22 protein-coding genes and 1 pseudogene are annotated in these 21,877 nt (G+C 37.1%); 9 read left to right on the forward strand and 14 right to left on the reverse strand.

Annotated elements, in window-relative coordinates; translation table 11 throughout:
* Positions 1 to 398: 398 nt before the first annotated feature.
* Complete coding sequence (locus tag G468_RS0110725; RefSeq protein WP_026823126.1) at positions 399 to 767, reverse strand: hypothetical protein; 369 nt, start codon at positions 765 to 767, stop codon at positions 399 to 401.
* Positions 768 to 907: 140 nt separating this feature from the next.
* On the opposite strand from G468_RS0110725, the gene traN reads away from it, so the two are divergent.
* Positions 908 to 3,691, forward strand: a complete 2,784-nt coding sequence (gene traN / locus G468_RS20535; protein WP_051297046.1) for a conjugal transfer mating pair stabilization protein TraN — start codon at positions 908 to 910, stop codon at positions 3,689 to 3,691.
* Positions 3,692 to 3,749: 58 nt separating this feature from the next.
* Here traN and G468_RS0110735 read toward each other — a convergent pair whose 3' ends face one another.
* The 4 genes from G468_RS0110735 to G468_RS0110750 are packed head-to-tail and all read right to left on the reverse strand — an operon-like array spanning position 3,750 to position 6,225.
* Positions 3,750 to 4,577 carry a hypothetical protein gene (locus G468_RS0110735; protein ID WP_026823127.1) on the reverse strand — a complete coding sequence of 276 codons (828 nt, stop codon included), beginning with the start codon at positions 4,575 to 4,577 and terminating at the stop codon, positions 3,750 to 3,752.
* A 31-nt stretch (positions 4,578 to 4,608) separates the two neighbouring features.
* Positions 4,609 to 5,142, reverse strand: coding sequence for a FlhC family transcriptional regulator (locus G468_RS0110740; RefSeq protein ID WP_026823128.1), 534 nt, complete (start codon positions 5,140 to 5,142; stop codon positions 4,609 to 4,611).
* Positions 5,142 to 5,681 carry a hypothetical protein gene (locus G468_RS0110745; protein WP_026823129.1) on the reverse strand — a complete coding sequence of 180 codons (540 nt, stop codon included), beginning with the start codon at positions 5,679 to 5,681 and terminating at the stop codon, positions 5,142 to 5,144. Before G468_RS0110745 ends, G468_RS0110740 begins: the two co-directional genes overlap by 1 nt.
* A complete protein-coding gene (locus G468_RS0110750) occupies positions 5,674 to 6,225 on the reverse strand; it encodes a transglycosylase SLT domain-containing protein (protein ID WP_081700662.1) in 552 nt (183 codons plus the stop codon). Before G468_RS0110750 ends, G468_RS0110745 begins: the two co-directional genes overlap by 8 nt.
* A gap of 416 nt (positions 6,226 to 6,641) precedes the next feature.
* On the opposite strand from G468_RS0110750, the gene mobI reads away from it, so the two are divergent.
* Positions 6,642 to 7,091, forward strand: a complete 450-nt coding sequence (mobI, locus tag G468_RS0110755) for a conjugative transfer protein MobI(A/C) (RefSeq protein WP_135678953.1) — start codon at positions 6,642 to 6,644, stop codon at positions 7,089 to 7,091.
* Between the two features lie 1,063 nt (positions 7,092 to 8,154).
* A complete protein-coding gene (locus tag G468_RS0110760; protein WP_026823132.1) occupies positions 8,155 to 9,072 on the forward strand; it encodes a DUF4942 domain-containing protein in 918 nt (305 codons plus the stop codon).
* A 26-nt stretch (positions 9,073 to 9,098) separates the two neighbouring features.
* Here G468_RS0110760 and G468_RS25105 read toward each other — a convergent pair.
* Both G468_RS25105 and G468_RS20545 read right to left on the reverse strand, forming a co-directional pair.
* Positions 9,099 to 9,668 (reverse strand): annotated as a pseudogene (locus G468_RS25105) (IS91 family transposase); the annotation flags it as partial.
* Between the two features lie 9 nt (positions 9,669 to 9,677).
* Positions 9,678 to 10,136: a hypothetical protein gene (locus G468_RS20545; protein ID WP_248604879.1), complete on the reverse strand. Its 459-nt coding sequence runs from the start codon at positions 10,134 to 10,136 to the stop codon at positions 9,678 to 9,680.
* A gap of 651 nt (positions 10,137 to 10,787) precedes the next feature.
* On the opposite strand from G468_RS20545, the gene parM reads away from it, so the two are divergent.
* Entirely contained in the window at positions 10,788 to 11,771 is a 984-nt protein-coding gene (gene parM, locus G468_RS0110775) for a plasmid segregation protein ParM domain-containing protein (protein ID WP_026823133.1), read from the forward strand.
* A gap of 13 nt (positions 11,772 to 11,784) precedes the next feature.
* A complete protein-coding gene (locus G468_RS20550) occupies positions 11,785 to 12,393 on the forward strand; it encodes a plasmid partitioning/stability family protein (RefSeq protein WP_051297047.1) in 609 nt (202 codons plus the stop codon).
* 120 nt (positions 12,394 to 12,513) lie between these two features.
* Here the strand turns inward: G468_RS20550 and G468_RS0110785 are convergent, their stop codons facing one another.
* Together G468_RS0110785 and relB are read right to left on the reverse strand one after the other, a co-directional pair.
* A complete protein-coding gene (locus G468_RS0110785) occupies positions 12,514 to 12,780 on the reverse strand; it encodes a type II toxin-antitoxin system RelE family toxin (protein ID WP_026823134.1) in 267 nt (88 codons plus the stop codon).
* Positions 12,764 to 12,988 carry a type II toxin-antitoxin system RelB family antitoxin gene (relB, locus tag G468_RS0110790; protein ID WP_026823135.1) on the reverse strand — a complete coding sequence of 75 codons (225 nt, stop codon included), beginning with the start codon at positions 12,986 to 12,988 and terminating at the stop codon, positions 12,764 to 12,766. Before relB ends, G468_RS0110785 begins: the two co-directional genes overlap by 17 nt.
* Positions 12,989 to 13,513: 525 nt before the next feature.
* Here relB and G468_RS0110800 point away from each other — a divergent pair.
* On the forward strand, positions 13,514 to 13,789 hold the full coding sequence (locus G468_RS0110800) for a helix-turn-helix transcriptional regulator (RefSeq protein WP_026823137.1): 276 nt from the start codon (positions 13,514 to 13,516) through the stop codon (positions 13,787 to 13,789).
* A 474-nt stretch (positions 13,790 to 14,263) separates the two neighbouring features.
* On the opposite strand, the gene G468_RS20555 is transcribed toward G468_RS0110800, so the two are convergent.
* The 5 genes from G468_RS20555 to G468_RS24740 all read right to left on the reverse strand — a co-directional run bounded on the left by G468_RS20555 (position 14,264) and on the right by G468_RS24740 (position 16,489).
* Positions 14,264 to 14,608 (reverse strand): ProQ/FINO family protein, encoded by a 345-nt coding sequence (locus tag G468_RS20555; RefSeq protein WP_081700664.1) that lies wholly within the window; start codon positions 14,606 to 14,608, stop codon positions 14,264 to 14,266.
* Between the two features lie 639 nt (positions 14,609 to 15,247).
* A complete protein-coding gene (locus G468_RS24730; RefSeq protein WP_026823139.1) occupies positions 15,248 to 15,661 on the reverse strand; it encodes a hypothetical protein in 414 nt (137 codons plus the stop codon).
* Positions 15,662 to 15,664: 3 nt separating this feature from the next.
* Entirely contained in the window at positions 15,665 to 15,787 is a 123-nt protein-coding gene (locus G468_RS25110; RefSeq protein ID WP_276324671.1) for a hypothetical protein, read from the reverse strand.
* A 25-nt stretch (positions 15,788 to 15,812) separates the two neighbouring features.
* On the reverse strand, positions 15,813 to 16,103 hold the full coding sequence (locus G468_RS24735; protein WP_026823140.1) for a hypothetical protein: 291 nt from the start codon (positions 16,101 to 16,103) through the stop codon (positions 15,813 to 15,815).
* Between the two features lie 38 nt (positions 16,104 to 16,141).
* Entirely contained in the window at positions 16,142 to 16,489 is a 348-nt protein-coding gene (locus G468_RS24740) for a hypothetical protein (RefSeq protein WP_026823141.1), read from the reverse strand.
* 367 nt (positions 16,490 to 16,856) lie between these two features.
* Between G468_RS24740 and G468_RS0110830 the strand changes: the two genes are divergently transcribed.
* The 3 genes from G468_RS0110830 to G468_RS0110840 all read left to right on the forward strand — a co-directional run bounded on the left by G468_RS0110830 (position 16,857) and on the right by G468_RS0110840 (position 21,704).
* Complete coding sequence (locus G468_RS0110830; RefSeq protein ID WP_026823142.1) at positions 16,857 to 17,039, forward strand: hypothetical protein; 183 nt, start codon at positions 16,857 to 16,859, stop codon at positions 17,037 to 17,039.
* Positions 16,987 to 19,974: a dermonecrotic toxin domain-containing protein gene (locus tag G468_RS0110835; protein WP_155846990.1), complete on the forward strand. Its 2,988-nt coding sequence runs from the start codon at positions 16,987 to 16,989 to the stop codon at positions 19,972 to 19,974. Before G468_RS0110830 ends, G468_RS0110835 begins: the two co-directional genes overlap by 53 nt.
* Before the next feature lie 752 nt (positions 19,975 to 20,726).
* Complete coding sequence (locus G468_RS0110840) at positions 20,727 to 21,704, forward strand: Rpn family recombination-promoting nuclease/putative transposase (RefSeq protein ID WP_026823144.1); 978 nt, start codon at positions 20,727 to 20,729, stop codon at positions 21,702 to 21,704.
* Positions 21,705 to 21,877: the final 173 nt, after the last annotated feature.

A 21,877-nucleotide genomic window follows, 5' to 3' on the forward strand; every position in this document is an offset into this window, starting at 1 on the left:
GTTCGTTCCTCGTCGCTTCGCTCCTGCGGTACGCCTCAGCCAAAGACTGCGCCGAGCGGTGGAAGTTACAGCAACGTCTTCTTTTTCGATTTTAAGGTGCCTGTAAGCCTCTCTACGATGTTTTCTCCCATCAACCCACTTATTTAGTCTCCTAGTGCTCAGCATCGCGTCTAGGGGCTTACCGACATAATCAATCAGTTAGTATGATCTGACTTATATTTTTGACTGTATTTTAACCAAAATCACTTTGAAATTCCTAGACGTCAAGGATGATGATAAATTTGTCCGATTTGAGTGAACAGGAAAGCATTGAGATTTATTTAATGAATGAGTGTATTAACATTTTCAGCTAATGTATTGGTAGAAAAAGTAAAGCCCTGATTCTGCACTGAAATCTATTAAATAGGAGTAAACAACAAGAAAAATACAACAGCACAAATAGCGACAATACCATAATTTTCAATAAAGCCGTCTAATCCCAATCCAGCAAACATTTTATTGGCGTTGTCACGCTTTCTGACATAAGCCCTTCCATACAAAGCCAAATCTTTTTCGCGTTCAATAGCGCGTTCCCTTTCAATTTGTTGTCTGCTTTTTCTTAACGGTATACTGTTTACACTATCATGTGGTAAGTCAACTTCATCAATCACCCAGTCCATATAGTCATGATAATGAATGTTATTAGGAAAAGCCTCCAACATTTCAGGTGGATATTCAACCAGATTATTTATGTCGTTTAATATTTGATAATCATCGTCAAAATCCATAATCCCTCCAAAGGCGGTTTTTGCGTATTTTGAAAAAACTGCCACATTTTCGTATCGTTTTTTTCTTTATCCGACAAGAAAAAAACTTTGCTTACCGATAGTATAGCCAAAAATACAATTACTTTAAATCAGGAGTGTTCATGTTCCACTGGATGAGAGGTCAGCGCACTTCTGCCATAATCACAAACATATCGCTGGTTGCGTATCTTTCCGTTTTGTTTACACCACTTTATGCGTTTTCAGCAGATACAGTACCGACAACGCCCACAAATCCAAGCGTATACCAGTCAGACAAAATCAACCTAGACGGGGCAAAAGCTGGCACAAAAACTTCACAAGAAGCGATGGACTTCTACAAGTCACTGCCGAACATGAACTTTGATGCTTCTGGTAAATCACAATTTGGTAACGGTCAATCCGTTGATTTTAATACAATATATCCCAAAGACCAAACCAGCCCAACACTGAGTGATATTTCAGGCGTTTACGGAGACGATAAAGGAACAAACGCCATCGGTATCAAAGAGTCGAAAACGCTAAAAACCGAAAAAAGCGCAAAGGGAGAAGCTTACCGCACGATGATAGGCGCATCCCGCCACACGTCTATTGATTTGAAAAAAGAAGATCCAATTTTCAAAGGTCATAATAATTTCATTGAGAACGAACAGAAATTTGTCAATGGTTTGTCAAAATGCGAAACGAAATACGTCTTTGACGAGTTCACCGATAAAAAGCATCTACCAGACTACAAAGAATGCACCAAGACAGTTGATGTTACGGGTCGCTACATCGTAGATCATCCGTTCAGCGCGGGTCTGGTGTCACACAATGCAGGACCAGCCAATATCAAATCATGCGGAGATAATTGCGTGGATATTTGGTTGGGTAAGGTAGGAGATGACTATTGGTATGGTCATTGTCGAATATTTGAAGATTTCATGTCTGTTAATGTGATTAATCCCGAGGCGGTCAAAAAAGCAACAATTACCCGCGCTAAGTGGGATGATTACATGCAAATTTATGTTGGCTCAAAAGATCGCCTCGAAAAAGTATGGGGTGGACCAACCGGAAAAGATGTGTTTCCGCCTGAAACGAAAGGTCGCTGTGAGTTAAGTACCAGTTGGGATCAGAAGCTCAATGTAGATGTGACAAAATATTTCAAAGATGCAAAACCAAATGAAGAAATTTTCTTCAAAAATAGGGTGTCTGTTACTGGTAAAGGTGAAGGGTTTGCACAACTGCGTATTGAGTTCGACAAATCACGGGCTATCACTAATGACGTTTGGACTTCCCCAAATCAGAATGAATTTGATAAAGCAGTAAAAGCTATCAAAGAAGGGTACTGTCAAGATTATCAGGTCATTTGCCATGATAAGATTGTGCCAGATGAAAACCATTGTACCACGATTGATGGCGTAAAAATTTGTGATCCCGATTTTGCCCCGCCTCCACTTCCTCAAATATCCCCTTTCTGCAAACGAGCCGAAGTCATTACCAACTGTGGTAAAGACTTCGGCGTAAACAACACCTGTAAAAATTATGAAAAACAGGGTTGTGCATTCATCAAATCGTCCTGCATTGTGGGTAAAGAAGGGGGGGAATCTGGTTGCTGGCAATCCTCCGAAGTATGGGATTGCGGAAAAGATGTCCCTATCAGCAACGGGCGGTCAAACGAGCAGACCGTATGCGATGGAGAGATGCAATGTTTAGACGGTAAATGCCTTACGCCAGCTACACCGCCAAACGGTGATTTTGCAACGGCAGCAGCTATGCTACACGCTGCAACATTCGCACTGGGCGATACCTCTTGCCAAGATGCAGAAGCCGTGAAAAACGGTGAATCCTCACTCAATACCAATTCATGCGTAGTTTTCCAAGGTGAAGCATTAACGTGTCGTACCGCGATGGGCGGGTGGGTTGACTGTTGCGATCAGCCTGTCGGGGTCAGTTGGATAGAATATGTCAAACTCTCAATGATGACGATGAAAGCTGCCGATGCGCTTGCTGCAAAAGCTGGACTGTTTGAGAGTGGAAAAGGCGTCTTCGACATGGCAAGTGACGCTGCTTTGCAAGCTGTGGACGCTATCACCAAACCCGCTATTTCCGCATTTAACTCCTTTATCGGTAATGCGGGAGCAGACGTAGCCAAAAAAGCGACTGAACAAGGGATTGTGAGTCTGGCAAATGCCGCAATTAATGACCTGACAACGAAAGTGGCTGAATGGACGCTGAAAACATTTGGTGAAGGAGTAACCAATGCCATATTTCAAGGTGCTGCTAATGAAGGAGCGCAAACTGCATCTCAAGCATTGGCTGATAATACAGCACAGCAAGGCGGTCAAGCGGTCGTAGAGTTATCGTCCTCTATTACTACTGCTATCTCCGTTGTCGGCTACGCATACATGGCATACCAGATTGCAAATATGCTGGTTCATATTATATGGTCTTGTAGCGAAGACGAGTTTAAATTAGCGGTCAAAAAAGAAACAAAACTGGCAACGAAAGTGGGTAGTTGGTGTTCCAAAAAGTTGTTAGGGGCATGTATAGAGAAAACTAGTAGTTATTGTGCCTACAACTCTCAAGTAGCGAGGATAATCAATGACTACAACCACAATCAACAGGGTGGTTACGGTGATAAAAAAAATCCAAATTGTGAAGGAATTAAGCTAGGAGATTTGAAAAATGTAGACTTCACTAAAATAGATTTTTCAGAATGGACCGCTACACTGAAAGAAGCTGACATGTTGCCAGACTTCAACAAATTTGACCTCGATAAATACACAGGAAAAGGTAGTGCGTTGAACGCCAACGGAGAACGTTTAAATTCAGTAGAGCGCTTTGAAAAGGGGCTAGATGGTGTGGATATGGAAAAGGTCAGAGAAAAAGCCAAAGACAACTTGAAGGTAACTGAGCAACAGGAATAGGACTTTCTTTAGCAGATTGGCGTTATCTATAATCTAGGTAACACCAATCTATCTTACATCACATTCTGAATTTCATCACTTTACCATCGTGCAAGATCATCGGTTCACTTTTCAATGTTGCGGGAAGATACATGGCGTAAGTTCGACCAAGATCTTTACTGATTTCAATAAACTGTGGCAAATACTTACCTGTATCATGCGCCATAAGGTAGCACCTGTTGGAAGAAAAAAGATTCAGATATTGTTTATTTTCAAATGGAGGTTTATTTACCGTTTTATATTCTGTTTCACTTTTCATACCAAGAGGAATAGTAACTATATCTATCCCTTTATCACAATTAGTTAATCCTGATGCGGGGGCTATATCATTCATAGGTCCATCTAAGTGACGTTTAAAAATTGGTGCGATTAAATTGCGTTGTGCTATTAACTGTTGATGAGAACTAAGCTGTTCATTCCAGTGAGCAATCTTGATGGAACTTTCATAAGGAAAAGCCTTTTCTTTTTGACTACGAGTATCCAAAGCAAAAAAACCAAATACAGGATTGATTACCATGCCTAAACCAATTTGCCCCAAATCAATAGGGTTTCTGCCTTCGATTTTCTTAGCATTTTCAATATCTTTAATGCGTACAGGCTTTTTGAGTTTAGTACGAAACGTTTGTTGTTGGGTAACTCCATAGGCTGCGTAGATTTTGTAGTTATCGCCATCATCGTCCAAATCATCGAGCAGCATGGCTTTAGCAAATTTTTTGGCATTACTACCAGTCGGGTAAACGGGATCAGTAGCGATGGCGTTGTAATTGTAACCAAATATTTTAGGTTCAGAGGCGCACCCTGAAAGCAGAAGCGCAGCCAGAAAACAAATTATTTTCGTTTTTTTCATTTTCAAATCCTTTCTCCTTATACCATTATGATTAATAATGGCTTTTTCCACAAAACGCGCATTTCATGTTACAGACCGTATCAGCATTGCAAGTCAAATACATATACTTATTTCTGCAATAAAAACAGCCTACCAAATCTATCACATCACTACGGTATGCTGTGGCTATCTGCCAAGCCATATTTGCATCAATCATCTCTGACTTCAAAGTATCGTTGTAGCTATTGCAATGAACATTGTACAACTCACGATAGGAGCTGTAGGCACTCACGAGTTCTTCAATGTTCATTTTATTTTTTGGATTTGAAGCCATTATCAAATAAACATAAAGAAAAAGAGAACCATGTTTTTTCAAATTATCGTCTACGAAAACCCTGTTAACTTTCTTTAACCGCCTTAACCGTTTTTCATCGTAACCGTTACCGCTTAACCCTGCTTCATTTTTAAGACAATCAAAAGCAGAAGAAGAGAGTGAAGGTATTTCAGATAATATAATAGCTTTCCTGAATCCGAGCTTTATCATTTCCACTGCTAATCCAGCTTCATCTGGCATTATAAGTAACATTATTTTTCCTTACAGCACATAGCCATTCTTGATTTCAGATAAATTGCAATTACATCACTCCTATTTAGTTTTTTAATATCCATAATCAATATTTCTGATGGTCGGTAAATTAGGTTTATTTGAATGCTATAATTACAAATAGCATGAATTAATTCCTTAAATGATAACGAGCTTATTTTTTGAAAAGATTTATTATCAGAGAACCAAAAGAAATAATTTCCACTTGAACTTTCCATGCTATTAATTATAGCTGTGTTAATCAGGGAATGAAATTTTAAATAATAAACATTATTGATAGCTTCTCTAATAATATCATCAGTATGGGGGGTTAAACTTTGCCTTTTATTTTTTTCACTGTAAGAAATAATAAAAGCTGGGCTTTTTTGTTGCTCAATAAAATCACATACACTTTCATAACTTTCTGAGAAATAGCTTTTATCATTAGCAGATAGTGAAATATTTTTACAATTTCCGATCTTGATTGAATCAAGGAAAACGCTACACATTAAAGTATTATATTCCTTTATTTTTTTATTCATAGCTATTCAACCTTTGCCATATTAATAGGACGGATTCACCGTATGCCTTAGATTTTTTTCGCATAGCTGGATTCGGTGTATGGTAATTACCAATCGCTTGCGCTATATCATTTGGTGATAGTGCTATGGCAGCGCACAATATTTTTGCTGATACTTCAATGTTCTTGTCTAAATCTAGCAATTCAGAAGGAGTTGAAACATATCTACTCCCGTTCCACTTCCAATTTATTTGTGTAATACCAATGTCCGTGAGGTTGGAAACTTTAACGAACTCATTAACTTTTCGGACGGCTTCTGCCTTATTTTTGGGATAGTAGGAGCCTAAAACAGGGTTATTCAGTGCATATTTGTAAGGCGCAACAAAGCTACCACTACCTATCCGATGAGAACTTTCTTTAAGTGCAATAGCATATAGAAGCAGTGGGTCAATATCGCAAATCTTGGCGTATTTTTCCCATGCTGTATTTTTCAAATCAACCATCGAGGAATGACCGAAAGGGGAAGTCATCAAAGCACTTATTACAATGAGTATTTTATTTTTCAATTTTATATTCCTGTCAGATAATCAAATAACGCAATCGGGAATAATTTAAAATTTATACCTTTTCTTTAATTTTATTTAAAAATAGGTATATATTATATGATCATGTTTCGTGACACATGTCAATATTTTAAGGGGTGATTTACTGGTTAAATGATCAGCATACAGAAGAGGGTTTTTGAATTGATTGGTTTCTGGTGGCGTTCATTCTCAATAAGTCCACATAGGGGGTATATGGACTTATTGTATTCTATGATAGAGGTTTTCAATAAGTCCATATAGGGGGTGTATGGACTTATTGGATTTTTGAGGTTATCATTCCCAATAAGTCCATGCATAGGGCTTTAGGCTATAGTTAATAATCGTAAGGAACGTTTTTTTAGGTAGGTTTTATGGGTATGATATACGAGAAGTTAGCTTTGGAAAAACTGCAAAATGCTCTCAAGGTCTGTGAGACTATGGTCGAGTTTGATGCAAGTGTGGCGCGGCAATTGATTCAGGAATTTCTTACCGAGGTGAAAACACTCGGCATTTTTACGCCCTACCTGCCAACCTATGCTTTGAATGGTGTAAGTCACCGCATCAGATGGACAAAAATCAAAAGAGATCTTGAAACAGGCAAGGTCGTTGCGGTCAGGGATGCACCAAAAACAGAAGACGGGCATTACATGGTGTCGAAATTCTCTATGCGGAACGCAAAATTACGGGAGTTAATTAGCGAGTACGAAACTAAGTTTAGGATATTGAGAACAAGCATCAAGCAAACCAAAGAGCTTACAAAAAGCCTCAATAGTAGAATTAACATACTTGTGAAGGGGGTAAGAAAAACAAAAATAGGGGAAATAGCTCTACACAGCTTAGATGATTAAGTGTTGGCGCTTGTCCTGTGAGCCGTAGGCGATCCCTTTCTTTTGAACTTACTATCAAATCACATCAAACCGTAAAAGTCCTACAACGAATTATAAGCGATTCTGTGAACGTGACGGTAGCTCTTCTCTGGCTTGATGGCAGGAAATGCCGTCACGGAGCTTACATACGCCTTAAAATCGATTTCTGAACCAGACCTTTGGCGAAAATCTGCCAGGTGTCGATTTGCATCCTCTAGACTGCTTCGTTCATCAGAAAAACCTCCCTCAGTGGCGTACAGTGCGAATTTAAGGGTGTTTTTTCCATAATCTGACACGGTAAACCCGATGAAAACTCAGTCTTTAGAAATTGCACATCTCATTTTGTTTTTTTATTAACATAATCAATCGATTGAAACTCACTTCGCCACGCTATCACGCCAAAGATCTGTGTGGCAGAAGTTTTTACCTAGTGCGCCGTAAAGTCCTGCCCTTTGGAGGCTGTCAAGTTGGAGAGAAGCTAGTGCGAAGCAGTCAAATCGAAAATGGCTTTTAGGGTAGTTTTATAAATCATTAAAAGGTATATTTTTTTATAATCCTATACTGAATATAAAAATGGAATGTTTTTTTTCAAAAAAAATAACAGATATCCGTATTGTTTTTTCTATTCTGTAAATGCTTTTTTCATTCTCAATTTAATATTAATGGCTCAAAAATTCTTTTTATTCTGGTGTGGCATTTGGTAGAGGAATCGGAGAAAAAATAAAAACAAAAGATAAAATGAATAAGCAAATAATAAACGAATGATTCCTGTTAATTTAATTATGTTTAAATCATTACCTAATTGATTCCAGTTAAGGTTAAAATAAACTTATATTTAATTATTCTTTTTTGAAATGTGATTTAATATTATTGCGATTGAAATGTGAATTATTCAAAAACAAAATAAATGCTATCTCACACCTTTATTTTATTGATTTTAATTCTGTGTGTAATACAATTATCATTGCCTAACAAGAAACATTTAATTTTATATGTCTACGTTGATATTTATATCATCGTATTATCCATAAAAAGGTAGGAATATATGACCATCACCATGAAAAGTTTAATCCACCATGATAGTGCAGAAGTATTAAATTACAATGAGATAGATAATATTGTTGCAATTCGTGACAGGGCTGTTGACCTCTACACGCAAGGATTAAAACTCATAGCTGAATCAGTCAGCTTAGCTAAAGAAGCTGTAAGCAAGACTGGCGTAACCTTGTACTATCCAGATGAAGCAATCAATTCCGACATTTTTAACATTGATTCATTGACAGGAACGGATAAAGAATATAGGAAACAGGAGGGGTTAGGGGCACATTTTTTTAACTTCGACAAGAACCTAGATACTCGGCTTTGGAATTTAACTGTAGAAAAATCTGAATTACATCAGTTTGCTTCTGATGAACAAATCAAAAGGCTACAGGCAACCTTGGGTGGCATAGATAAAGCAATCCCTTTATTTAATTCTGAAAATGTAAAAAGTTTTTTCATCGAGGAAGAATGCAACAGGGAAACACTACTGATAGACAACTTCAAGTCTGTAGTAAAAGGGTTGTCATGGCATAGCGAATCCGACCGTCCGTGTCTGTTTGAAAAAAAACTTGTTATTGAAGATGCTATTCATCTTACATCAACCTCCGGTAGAACAGCTACATTTCTAAAAAGGTCTGAAATAAACCAATTGCACAGCATATTTTCACTGCTGGACGGCAAAAGAGTACCCGATACACAAAAAAGATTAGGCAATGAAATCAACTACAAGGTATCGAGAGATATACGGACGTTCGAGACTGAATATTTTCTTGTGCGCTGGTTCAAAAAAGGTTCGATGCAGTTAACCTTTACCAGAACTGATTTGATTAGGCAATTAAATAATCTCATTACGGTAACATTCCCTGCCTTTTTTTCCAAAAAGGCTAACGATGCAACGCTATCTGATAGGGGGCTTTACTGAAAGGAACTAAAGGGGCAGTGATTCCGAATTTTTTCGACTGCCTTTTTTTTGAAGAACAGCTTTCGCCATACACCATGTTTACTATCCAAACCGCCGCGCGTGACGGAAACATGAACATGCGGATGTTGATTGAGTTGCCGGCCATAAGTGTGCAAGGCACAGAAAATACCAATTTCGATACCCTGTTCGTTCGCCCACTGCAGCATCGCTCGGGTAGCAGCACGAAACAGGGCGTTAAGTAGCGGCCAGTTATTGTTAAAAAAAGGCCAAAGGAGATGGGGCATGGTGAAAGTAATGTGTTGCCATTCACAGTCTGGCAAAACATGGACCTGCTGTGCTAACCACTGCTCGGTGGCTTTGAAACCACATGAACTGCAGGCTTTTGATTTACAGCTTTGGCAGAAAAAACGGCTGTGAGAACAATCAGGCGAAGCGCAACAATAGCGCCGGACACCCATGGCACAAGTACCGCAGGCAAGCATGCGCTCGACAGATAAACGCGTCCACGAACTAACGCTATCGCCGTATTTTTCGAGGAATTTATTCCAACCGTCATCAATGGTAAAAAGTAGTTTATCAGGGCGGGGGATATACATCTGGCTAATTTACCCTATGGGCATCTTGCTAGAGAAACAAAAATTGTCAGGTCTGTCAGCCCAGTTATCGGTGTGTTTATCCCAGGGTTCGAAGGAGACAGGGATTATCCCTAGCTCCGTATAGGTGATGAATTCATCGGCAGGCAGACTTTCAGTTATTACCCCCTCAGTGCAGTTGTATCCAGCGTCATCGGCTTGGTCTGGACGTTGTTCAAAACCCCTGATAATCGTGACTAGCGGCGGATAATACTGAGTGTCGAGAAAAAATTGAGGGCCAAGTCGGACGCAATGCTGTATGGCCTCTTTTGGGGTGTTATAAAAAAATTCAGTCGGTCTGTCATCATCGTTTTCGGGTGGGAGAGAGATCATAAAACGTTTCGGATAAACAGGCGGTGTAACACGTGAAGTAACTGGTGGTCTTCCTGATTTACCTGGTTTACGCTTTCTGGGAGATTTATTGCGAGCCATCGAGATGAATCCCTGAAAAAAATTAACCTACTGCAGAGTATAAAACAGTACTCAACTCATTAACATCTCCGAAGCAGCAACGCTGCGCCGCTCACGCGTAGCGTGCTACGTTCTTCTTTTTGATGGGCAAGCAACGGCGGGAAAGAGGCTTACCCTTTCTCGTTTTACTATCGCTTGTCGCCCGTTCAGTACGTGAAGTTAATCTGCCATCGTGCAACACCGTTCCAGTGTCGAGAATTAACTCTATCACGGTTATCGTGGTGAGTGTGTCCACATTCGGCACACTCCTGCGAGGGACTTACTACTCGTGTCTTCTGCTAGGTAGGTAGATGCACCTTGAAGAACGTCGAGCACGCAATCCCAAATTATATATTTGTCTTTTTTATATTACACATTTTGATGATTTATAATGTTCAAATGGATTCTATTTGAGTTATTTTTCAAATTAAACTCACATAAATAGACCGTTTAATCTGACAAATCTACGCATAGGTATCTTTTTGAGAATTAAAATCAACCTAAAAATACAAAAAAATACTCACAATAATTAGTTATGTAATATTTTGGGATTTTTGTTTGATAAATTTGTACATTATGGTATATTTTGGGTGATAATGACACCACAACACATACCTATGCAAGGAATGAAAAATGAAAACAATTTTTTGTGATGATGGCTCTACAGCGATCAAGTTGGCTTGGTTCGATGATGAAGGAAAGATAGAGTCAATCATCACCTATAACTCGTTTAAGAAATCCTGGAACGTATCTTTGAATGGTAAAGCTACCTACAACTACACTGTTGACGGTGAACAATATAGTTATGATCCTTACTCACCTGACGCTATCAAAACAACCAATATAGATTTTCAGTACTCAACAGAAAATCTCCTTGCGATTCACCACGCCTTATTAGAGTCGAAGATCCAGCCACAAGAAATCGAATTGATAGTGACACTGCCTATCTCAGAGTTCTACACAAGCGATATGAAACCCAATCTGGATAACATCGCTAAAAAGAAAAAAAACCTATTACGAAAAATCGAGTCTGATTCAGGGATGGTTTTTACTCTCAAGAAAATCAACGTTGTACCAGAGTCTTTACCGTCAGCAGCCAACAGCCTTGAGCAAGATAATGTCCATGAAATGGAGGTTTCGCTAGTCGTTGACTTGGGCGGTACAACGCTTGACTGTGGTACGATTGCAGGAAAATACGCACATATCTCTCATGTTTCAGGCGATTCAACGATTGGGGTATCACTCGTCACCAATGCCGTCTACAACGCACTGGATAGAGCATCGACAACAACCAGTTACCTTGTGGCAGACCAGTTAGTCAAAAAAAACGATGATGAGGAATTGTACAAAACATTAATCAATGACAAGTCCAAAATTGATGATGTAAAAAACAGTTTCAATGACGCTGTAAAGTTACTTTCAGATAGAGTAATTAGCCACATCAAGCATGAATACAAAAAGAGTTTTAACCGCATTTATCTGACAGGTGGTGGCGCATCACTCATCTATCCAGCCGTCAAATCAGCCTATCCCAACCAGATTATTACTATTATGGAAGACTCGCAAACTGCCCTTGTAACGTCAATTGCGTCGATGAGAGCAGTAAAAAAACAGTGAGAGGATGTTCCCTATGACCGATGACAGCAGAAAAAAAATCCTCCTCTACGTCTATCCTGATGAGGCAAGCCAACGGACGGCACTAGAAAAAATTGAGTCACTACCTGTTCGGCAACGACCTGATTTTCAACGTGATTGCTTAATAGCAGGAGTTTGTCTCGCAAAAGTCGATCCACGCCTACCGAGACTGTTAGCTACCGCGATAACGCAGGATATAGGATTTGCTACCGTCCAAAATGTTTTAAACGTGATACGTCCAATTGAGAACACGCTATCCGATCAAGTAGTCGCGGTAGCGTGGCAAAAAAGAGAAAGGAACACGTTGTCGCCAAACAACGAATGGCTGGATTGGTTTCCGATAAGTGAAAGCCAATACAACGCCAGCATAGCTGAACCGTCAGACAATGCAGAAGTAAGGGTGCTGTGGGCGCGACAAGAGGGCGAAAAGCACATCATTGAGGGTTCCGTTAAGCACTATGAAGTCATTCCAAAAACTCAACATGCAGAGCAGCGAGAAGCCACGATTACGGCAGCGGATAAGTCCAGTGGCGACAATAGCGATAGCAATGCTAGGAATGAAGCTGTAAGCAATGCTCACGATATATTTATGACGGATAATTAAGGCTTGCGCGGTAGATTCAGGTTTTTGACATGTGATAATATTCTCCTGTGATTTAGGCCAATTAACGGTATGGCTCTAAATATTCATGACGTCTGCCAAGATACACATGTTATTTAGAGTCTACTCATATACTTCTCTACGGTGGCCTATAATTGCAGCTAAAATAATTAACTCTTCGTCAAGAATTTCACAAATCACCCTATAATCACCGATTCTGTATCGCCAAAACTCACCTAAGTCACCCTTAAGAGATTTTCCAAATATTCTAGGATCATCACTACTTGCTATGCGCTTATCGAGATAATCAACAATTCTTTTTGCATTCTGCCTATCCATTTTTTTTAGAGATTTCAGTGCAGAATCAGCGTATTTAATCTTCCAGACCAAGAGATTTCCTCACATCCTCTGAACTATGAACCGTATCTTGGCCTTTTCGCACACGAGCAACAACACTCGCAGCAAGGTAGTAATCTTCCAAATCCTCCAAATGCGTAAGAATTGCTTCACGGGCATAAAATGTCTTCGTGCGTCCTGTTCTTTTTGCTAAATTATCTAACCTATTTTCAATTTCATCCGGTAGACGTATCGCCAACATATTTTCCTACCTCACAAATGATATACATGTATATCTAATCATACGCCTGTAGCAAAAAATGTCTACCCTTACTTGCACATACCGCATTCTAAGAGGTATAGTGATATTGTTGTCCCTAATGGGCAATCAGGGTTTGACATCCCTAATGTAAGAGCGGACTACCGCTTATTGCGGTTTTTTTATGTTCGTCAAAACTATAATTACACCCGCATTATGGTGGGGCGTAGCGAGGGAGCTTAATCGTTCGCCGGTTTCTCTTACATCGGTATGTCAACCTTGTTACGTCTCACCACCCCGTTTGACATCGGTTTGGTGAGGTTTGATAACCGTAAGAGAGGCCACAATTATGGCTACCACCCAAACTCGCTCTAAATTTACAAATACCTACTGGATTATTCCCCTAGATTCAGACGCTCCCTACGGCAAAGTGTCGCTCACGCGCCAAGATCGCCGCATCTTCAAAAGCATGTTCAAAGATAGCCGCCTGATATGGGCTGGGCGTAAGCCTGTGCAGGAGGTGGCAGTATGAGAACCTTCGACTTAAATCAAATAGAACAATTCAGCAATGTATTTCCTGAACTGACCACTAAAGAGCAACTTGAAACGGCAATGTTATTCTCTCTTGGACTATCAAAAAAAGAGATAGCATCAGCGAGGAATGTTGCGTATAGAACTGTGGAGCATTCACTTGAAGATATTAAAACAAGATATGATCTTTATTCGCTAAACGATATGCTTTCAATATTTCAAGTTCGCTTATCATTTCTTGCTTTATCTGGCTGTTTTGTGAAAAAACAATAAATTTACTCCCATTTATCAATGGTAAAAATAATGACCAGTGCTGTTATGCTGGTCTTTTTGCTTTAACTCGCTGATCAATCAACTACGGGGATTTTCCCTCATGCATGAATTTTCTAAATATTTAATACTTAATCATTCAAGACATCATAATGCAAATTTAAAATTATAAAATTTCTTCCACTTCATGCTAGCACTAGGGAAATTTAAACCAGCTTCTTCATGGCTGGTTTTTTTATGCAAATTAATCAATAAAAATAGTGGTTTTTAGGAACCTTCTCTAAAACCGGATAGGTGGGGGAGTCAAACATGACAAACTCTCTCTCGTTGGCATCACGCGTCAATTCAATTTTTATGCACGGTAATTTTTTGAAATGTAGTAAGGGCGGATTAAGAGTTGCCAACAATGCTTTTAGGACTGCTGGTTTAGTCAAATTTTTATCACCGCGAAAAATGAAAATAAAATAGGCATATCAATCACTTTGAAGCCTTTAATTCATCAAGTTTTTTCTTGGCTCTTTCTCTTTGTTTATCAGTAACCTCTCCATCAACTAAACCATCTAGGTTAAAACGAGAACGAAATTCAACTAAGGATTTCTGATAAACCTCAGTCTGCGTATAAGCCATTAAACCCGTACTTATCTGACTATTTGGTATACCTAGCCCCTTTTCATATATCATTTTTCTAATGTCTTTACCTATTCCCACTTTTAGCGGTTTTGGTGATTCAAGATTAAAAACTTTAGGGAAAAAAGTTACTAATACATCAACAGCCGCTTTAAGTTTAGCTGCATGTCTAGCAACCTTTTCTTCCTTGCTAATTGGCTTTGGTGGCTTTTATTTTACCTTTGTTGGTTTAGGAACTTTTTCTGCCTTCTGTTTCTTCTCAGCTTTAGGCGTAACAAAAGCCTTATTGTTTGGTTTTAAAGTAGGTTTAACAACCTATTCAAGCGTTGAAATCTTTGAACCTCGTTTACCTTTGATTATTAGAATCGGGCGTTTTTGTTCAGTCATTGAATATTTCTGCACATCTAAATTTATTTACTTAACGAAATATACCATAAATATAACACCTATAAGCCTCTATCAGGCGTTTGCTCTCAACCTTAAAACCAACATTTAAATCGGCTCCAAATCACTAAATAGCAAAAACGCAATATAAGCCATTTTAAGGCTATCAAATTTAAAAGTGCCACCCTGGTACCTATTTTTTTTAAAAATAACAGCTTAGAATTGATCACGGAGCGTTTTATGGGGTATTTTTGAGGTCATCTCTGAAAAACTTTCCAATCTAATAGAAAAATAGAAAAATTGAAGTAAAAAATACAAACCAAAACCAACTTCAAGGTCAACACCTTGGGGCGTTGCCACAAACCCCACTCTCGCCGCCGAGGGCTCGAGGGTCAGGCACGCAGTCGCAAGCGACAGCTACCTAACCCCCTCACTGTAGGCCATAGGTATCTACACATATTTAGGCGACCCTAATATTGTGCTAGTAAATTTGGATAATTCTTCGGCTGAGTATTCAGATAGCAACTGAATAGTGTTTAGTAGCACCGATAAACCCGCAAAGATGGCTGGAGCACTTTCTCGTCGACCTCTTTTTTGTGGTCGCCCTGATAATCTACATAGAAACCTACGGGCTTTAGCGTTTTGAATTTCTTCAGCTCGTTGTATACGCCAAACTAATACACAAGCCATACTCGCTATTATTAATCGTCTCAATAAAGCTTTTGCGATTTTTTGAAGCCAAAATTCAACGTTATGTCCCGCACTTTTTATCAGTTTGAAAAATGACTTGATAGTCCATCTCCAGTAATAACAACGAGCTAATTCATCACATTTTATTTCCTCTAGGACATTGCTTAGTAGCATCCATCAAGCTAGAACGTTTCCTTTTTTATCACTGACTTTTGATACGACTAACCTTAATGGTAGTCGTTTACCTAGCTTTGGACTGATTCGTTTTCCTTCATCACTAAAACGTTTAGGTTTCGCCATACGACTAAGCGTTATTGTTGCTTCACTAACCGAGAGATAGGCTTTTTTTTTCCTTGTAATTAATGGTAACTGTATTGTTATACGATAGGCTATCAGCCACATCGTTTAACTTTTGATTCTTACCCTGGTATTCCACGGTATGCCCACCTTTACCTAGGATAAGAAAGTTATATCCATGTGAACTTAATTCTCGCATGTGGGCAATTGAATCGCCTTCACGATCAATGATATGCACCAATACCTTGCATAAATTAAGACCTTCAATATCTTTAACATCCTCAGTTAAGGCATCCATATGCGTCTTCTGAGCTTTCAATTTATCGCCTAGAGTAGAATGGCGAGTATCATTATCAGTTAGGGATTGAGAAATCGGTACAATTGGTAATCCTTGGCTGCATCAACTAATAAACTACTTTGTAGTTCATAACCTAAATCTCCGTGATGGCTCATCTTTAGAATTCTTTTTTTACTTTTATGTGTAACAAATTTCAGGTGTGACCAATCGTGAATCATCAAAGCATAAGTGTGAGTACTTTGTTTTATTTCACGGTTTGCAAGTTCTAATATGGGTTGATTTAATTTTGAAAAAGAAATTTTTTCATTGTTGAGAAAACGCCAGACAGCTTGTGTAGTCGCAAAAGTTTCTTTTTGAGTACTTGCAACATCTTTAATGCCACAAGCCAATCGAGTAGCCGGCGTCATGTTTTGTTTAACCAAAATCGCTAATCGACGATTTAGTCGTGAATCGAATCCGGTAACAGATAAGTTATATGCATACTAAAGATTAATAACATTATTTCAGAAAAATGTGTAGATAGCTATGGTTCTGGGGTAAGGGGAGATCTATTTAAAATCCGCTCTATTGTACAAAATAACCTCATATTGCTCATCAAAACATTAGGGCAGTCTGTTTAGAAAACTCACTCTCGCCTCAAAAATAGAAAAATCATATTTTTTCCCCCGTCATTCTATACCAAAACAAGTTAATTTTGGATTAAAAATGTTTAATTATTGCACAAATACATGTATACTTATACAGTTACTTGTAATAAAAAAAAGGTAAACAGCCATGACATTAAATGATAAAAATAAGTCTGATGAAAAAAATCACGAACCCACTCTTTACATCATTAACAATGCAGAAGAAAAAGATTTTAATGATAAAAATAGTAGTTCTACTACGAGAACACGTAGAGATATTGGCATTCAAAACATCACTGGTATTTTTCAAAAAAAAAATATCAACTTATGATTTGACTGTATTCTTTATTAAAGTAATAGGCCGATCTATTCTAAATTATATGGTTTCTGATTCACAAGAAAGAGATAAATTCGAGAAAATATTAAAACCCATCAACGAATTACTGAATATCCAAAAATCAGTCAATGATTCATTTCCGGATTTATCTTCTTTAGCAAAAGAATTAATAAAAAAAGCCATTAAAGATAAAAAAAACATCGATATTGACCCTGATAAGACATACGTTCACTATTTTGGTTTAAACGATCGTGCTAGAGGGGCTTATGAATCAAAGGAAACATATACTGGTTATGTCCATAAAGAATCAAGAGAATGCTGGAGTTTAATCGAATTTCTTTTCCGCGGATTTAAAGCAAAAAGCCAAGACGCTCCTGACGATGTTATTAATTTTACCTACGGAGTTTATAGGGATGGTCCTGGAGCAAAAATTTATAATCAAGATAATGAAGTAAAAATAAAACCGATAGAGTTAAAATATATTATCTATGAAATTGATTTTTATTCTAAAATAACAACTCAATACAATGATTTTTGGCAAAATCATAAAGAAGATGCCTGTACACTTGCCAGAACAAATTTTGTTATTAGTGCTAAAAAAGCATTATATAATGGAGTGTTTTCTTACAATGACTATGAAATGGTTATGAAAAATGCAGCTCCTAACGTTCCATTGAATGATGCGATTGATAATTTATCAACATTAAAATTGAATGCCACTCCCATTAAATCAAATGTAAGCATCTATCTTATCGACATAAATGGTTATAATTCTGTTGATATATTACGGTTTGTCGATGATAAAGGCAAAACCATAGTTTATTGCCCTAATGAAAATCAACCATTCCGTGTTTTTAATGACGATACGACAATGCGGAAATGGATTGCAGAACAAGGAAAAGATGATGATAAAAGACTTAGATTTTCTCAACATTTTTCTTTATACAATAATCAGGATGGTGTGCCCATTGTTGGAAAGACTGGAGTGTATAACGGATTAAAAAAATTGGGTTCTGGTGACTGGGATCACATGGAGAGCTATATAAATAAAAATAACACCATTATTTCAAATGATGTATTCCAAACGGTAACAGAAAACCTCCAGAAAAGATTAGACGCTGATGCTGATACCTTAATTAAATCCAATAGCGAGACCCTAAAAGAAATCTGGATATCAAGACTGGGAATAGCGAGTGAATTTATTTTTCCAATTATGCTAACAATTGACGCTCCCGCAATTGCGGTAGGCGGGTTTATTGGAATGGCAAGCGAAATTGGATTAAGGATAGATAAAGCGATTGAGGGCGATACTGAAGAAGAACGTAATGGAGCTGCAACAAGTCTTATTATTGATTTAGGGATCATGCTGTTATTTGGAGTTTTAAGCAAGTTGCCAAACCTAAAATTTAAATTGTTAAATGTAAAATTCAATCCCCCACAGAGAATTAATGGCAAGATAGGTTATATACTTAGCCCTAACCCTCGAAAGATAAATAAAATGTTAAAAGATTCTTTAAAATTAGATAAATATAAAGAATGGAATTCTCAACTTATTGCGATTGAAAAGAAGGAATATATTGAAGTATCAAAAGTTTCCGGAATTTATTTCGATATAATTGAAGATAAATATGATACTAAAAATTCATTTTTGATAAACTCTTTAAGAAACATTAAAAATATTTTTAATAAAACAAGTGAATTAATTAATAAAAATAGTGATGATTATTTGGAATCTCAATTTTATCAAATATTAAAAACAAAAGATAATAGTAAAGATTTTATTGAAAATTTCAAAAAAAGCATTAAAGATGGAGAGTTATTTTTAGAAGAAGTTACTAATAATAAAAAATACAAACAATTGTTTTCATTCATAAATGATGAAGATTTTTTAAAATTAACAAATCAAAGTCCTTCTAATTATGCCGGTTTAATTCTTAAAGAAGATACAGAATTACTTGTTACTGATTATTTTTTTAGCATGACTAACGGTGAACAAACAATAACATTATTAAAAAGAATACTTAGTAAAGTAGGATTGGTTGCTGATTTATATGAACCAAAAAATTTACCAAATAAAGATTACAATCTTAACTTAAGAGACTATCTTATTCAATATTCCAAAGAATACAAAAATACTTATAAATTTAACTCCAATTTTTCTGATTTAGATATTAATGAAAAATTTAAAATTAATAAAAACTTTCATAAACTTACTAAGAATGAAAATTCTACATTAGTTAATAAAATAAAAATATATTCAAAATATAATATTAGCGATTATATAGCAGGTATATTCACTATTTTGGAAAATGACAATGAAATAAACAACCTATGTTTACAAGATTTTTATGCATCTTTAATTAATGAAAAGAACAAAAAATATATTTCAATGGAAGATTTACTTAATGAAATTAATTTAATACACCCAGAACCTATCTATCCTCTAGAGATAGACAATAAAAGAAAAATTGTTTACTTAAAAATCACAGATAATGAAGGTAAGCCTATTAATTTAGATGATAGTGTAACTAATAGCGATCCATTTAATATTAATTTTACTGAAAGTAATGATCAAAAAATATATATAAAATTAAATCCTGATAATAAAAATGACTACCTACGGTTAGATATACCATCTGAAGGCATTATTAATATTAATATTAATATCAAAGAAGATAATTTAACACATACAATTGATAGCGATGTTCCTATTAAATATAATAAGATCAGAATTAACAACACACCACCATCTGCAAATTCAACATTGAAAGGTGAAATTCCTTCTATTCAATTTCCTGATAGTACCTTATATCATGACATTGGTAAATTGAGGACTAAAAATTGGCTTAATCACATTCCTAGACCTGGAGATCCCGATTTTGAAATTTTAAAAATAAGGAGTGACCTAAGTTATAGCTTGAATGATTAAAAACGCTTAATTTTGCAGTGTATTAGACTTAATTTATAAGAAATTAATACCCAAAATAGTGACTAATTAACCTGTAACATAATGAACACATTTTTATTTTTTCTAAGTTTTGTGAAAATTATGTTAAAGGTTAAGATAAACAACGGAACAGAGGGTTAAAAAATTAATTATTAATCAATTTTCCAGACTTTGATTATTAAGGGCTTGTAACTCGCTCCCACCACTAAATCAATATTGATTTAGTGGTGGGAGCGAGTCACCAGAATTCCCAAAGAATTTGAAAAAAATAAGTAACCTTGCGGTTATATTGCGGTAATAGCTTATTTCAAGAATAAATAAAATGACAAAAAACCTTGTATTTATTGAGTTTTTGACGGTGAGTAATTTTTGTTTTTCTTCTCTCTCCAAAATAAAATCTCACTATCAGCCTCTACAAGGGATTTGGAGATCCAAGAGCTACAATCGGATAGCTCAAGCGGAGAAAACGCCTCACAGCGCGATACAGGCGCTTCTAGGGCTATTCCTGATACCTACCTAACATGCCAAAATCCAATATCAGCTTCTTCAAGCCATTCTGAGTTTGAATGAATACGATTTTATGACTGACGACAGCGCATTGAATACAGCAATTTCAAGTTTTTATGTTAAAGAAATCTGGAAGAAGAAAAGAATTACCCTAACGATAAAATTTTACTCAATTGTGATAAATTGTTAAATACCCTATTGTTAGGTAAAACAAGGCATTAACATTAATGACCAAAAAATTTACCCCAACGCCCCATGATGCCGTATTCAAGCAGTTTTTAAGTGAGAAAGAAACGGCTAAAGATTTCTTCGATATCTGGCTACCGGATGAGATTAAAGCGCTGTGTGACTTAGATAGCCTCAAAGTGGAATCTGGCTCTTTTATCGATAGTGAGATGAAAAATTACCAGAGTGATATCCTGTATTCAGTTAGCACTGCGAAGGGAATCGGCTATATCTATGTTTTAATTGAAGCACAATCTTCACCTGACAAGCTCATAGCATGGCGACTTATGCGCTATAGCCTATCTGCCATGCAAAAGCATTTAGAGGCGGGTCACAAAAAGTTACCGCTGGTTTTTCCCATCCTGTTTTATTGTGGTGAACAAAGTCCTCACCCCTATAGCACGAATTGGCTTGACTGCTTTGAAGACAGAAAACTAGCAGAACGTATCTACACCAATCCTTTTAAGTTAGCCGATGTCACCACACTTGATGATGGTGAGATTATGCAACACAAGCGAATAGCGTTGCTTGAGTTACTCCAAAAGCACATTCGCAGAAGGGATATGACGGAGCTACTGGATAGTATTGTTAAACTATTGTCGTATAATTATTATACCGATAATCAAGTCATCACGATGTTTAACTATCTCATCCAAGAAGGTAATGCCAAAAAGCCAATGGAATTCATCACCGAGATAGCCAAACAATCAGAAAAACACGAAGGAGCACTTATGACTATTGCTCAAGCATTAAGACAAGAAGGACTACAAGAAGGACTACAAAGAGGCAAACTTGAAGGAATGCAAATTGGTGAACAAAAAGGTGTTCAAAAAGGTAAACTTGAAGGAATTCAAGAAGGCGAGAAACAAGCTTCGATGAAGATAGCGCGCCAAATGCTAGAAAGTGGTATGGATAGGCAATCTGTGATGAAATTTACGGGTTTGACTGATACTGAAATGAGCACCCTGTTTAAAGATTGAATCATGAAAGAACGCCAAAAATTAAGCCTCAATCGCCCTAGAAAGGCTTCACCAGAAGAACAGACTTCAAGTACCCCTGCTTACGGTAAAAAGGTATGGGTGAATGCTGTGCCCAAAAAACAGGTAAAAAAGCCTCATCTTCCCAAAGTAGCAAAACAGCAACCCAAGAAACC

Origin of the sequence: Arsenophonus nasoniae DSM 15247 (genome assembly GCF_000429565.1) — a bacterium.
GTDB lineage: Bacteria > Pseudomonadota > Gammaproteobacteria > Enterobacterales > Enterobacteriaceae > Arsenophonus > Arsenophonus nasoniae.

Excerpts from the sequence above, each read along its gene's own strand:
- G468_RS0110725 (WP_026823126.1), bottom strand. The coding sequence starts at position 767 with ATGGATTTTGACGATGATTATCAAATATTAAACGACATAAATAATCTG.
- traN (WP_051297046.1), top strand. The coding sequence starts at position 908 with ATGTTCCACTGGATGAGAGGTCAGCGCACTTCTGCCATAATCACAAAC.
- G468_RS0110735 (WP_026823127.1), bottom strand. The coding sequence starts at position 4,577 with ATGAAAAAAACGAAAATAATTTGTTTTCTGGCTGCGCTTCTGCTTTCA.
- G468_RS0110740 (WP_026823128.1), bottom strand. The coding sequence starts at position 5,142 with ATGTTACTTATAATGCCAGATGAAGCTGGATTAGCAGTGGAAATGATA.
- G468_RS0110745 (WP_026823129.1), bottom strand. The coding sequence starts at position 5,681 with ATGAATAAAAAAATAAAGGAATATAATACTTTAATGTGTAGCGTTTTC.
- G468_RS0110760 (WP_026823132.1), top strand. The coding sequence starts at position 8,155 with ATGACCATCACCATGAAAAGTTTAATCCACCATGATAGTGCAGAAGTA.
- G468_RS20545 (WP_248604879.1), bottom strand. The coding sequence starts at position 10,136 with ATGGCTCGCAATAAATCTCCCAGAAAGCGTAAACCAGGTAAATCAGGA.
- parM (WP_026823133.1), top strand. The coding sequence starts at position 10,788 with ATGAAAACAATTTTTTGTGATGATGGCTCTACAGCGATCAAGTTGGCT.
- G468_RS20550 (WP_051297047.1), top strand. The coding sequence starts at position 11,785 with ATGACCGATGACAGCAGAAAAAAAATCCTCCTCTACGTCTATCCTGAT.
- relB (WP_026823135.1), bottom strand. The coding sequence starts at position 12,988 with ATGTTGGCGATACGTCTACCGGATGAAATTGAAAATAGGTTAGATAAT.
- G468_RS0110800 (WP_026823137.1), top strand. The coding sequence starts at position 13,514 with ATGAGAACCTTCGACTTAAATCAAATAGAACAATTCAGCAATGTATTT.
- G468_RS24730 (WP_026823139.1), bottom strand. The coding sequence starts at position 15,661 with ATGCTACTAAGCAATGTCCTAGAGGAAATAAAATGTGATGAATTAGCT.
- G468_RS25110 (WP_276324671.1), bottom strand. The coding sequence starts at position 15,787 with ATGGCGAAACCTAAACGTTTTAGTGATGAAGGAAAACGAATCAGTCCA.
- G468_RS24740 (WP_026823141.1), bottom strand. The coding sequence starts at position 16,489 with ATGACGCCGGCTACTCGATTGGCTTGTGGCATTAAAGATGTTGCAAGT.
- G468_RS0110830 (WP_026823142.1), top strand. The coding sequence starts at position 16,857 with ATGACATTAAATGATAAAAATAAGTCTGATGAAAAAAATCACGAACCC.
- G468_RS0110840 (WP_026823144.1), top strand. The coding sequence starts at position 20,727 with ATGACCAAAAAATTTACCCCAACGCCCCATGATGCCGTATTCAAGCAG.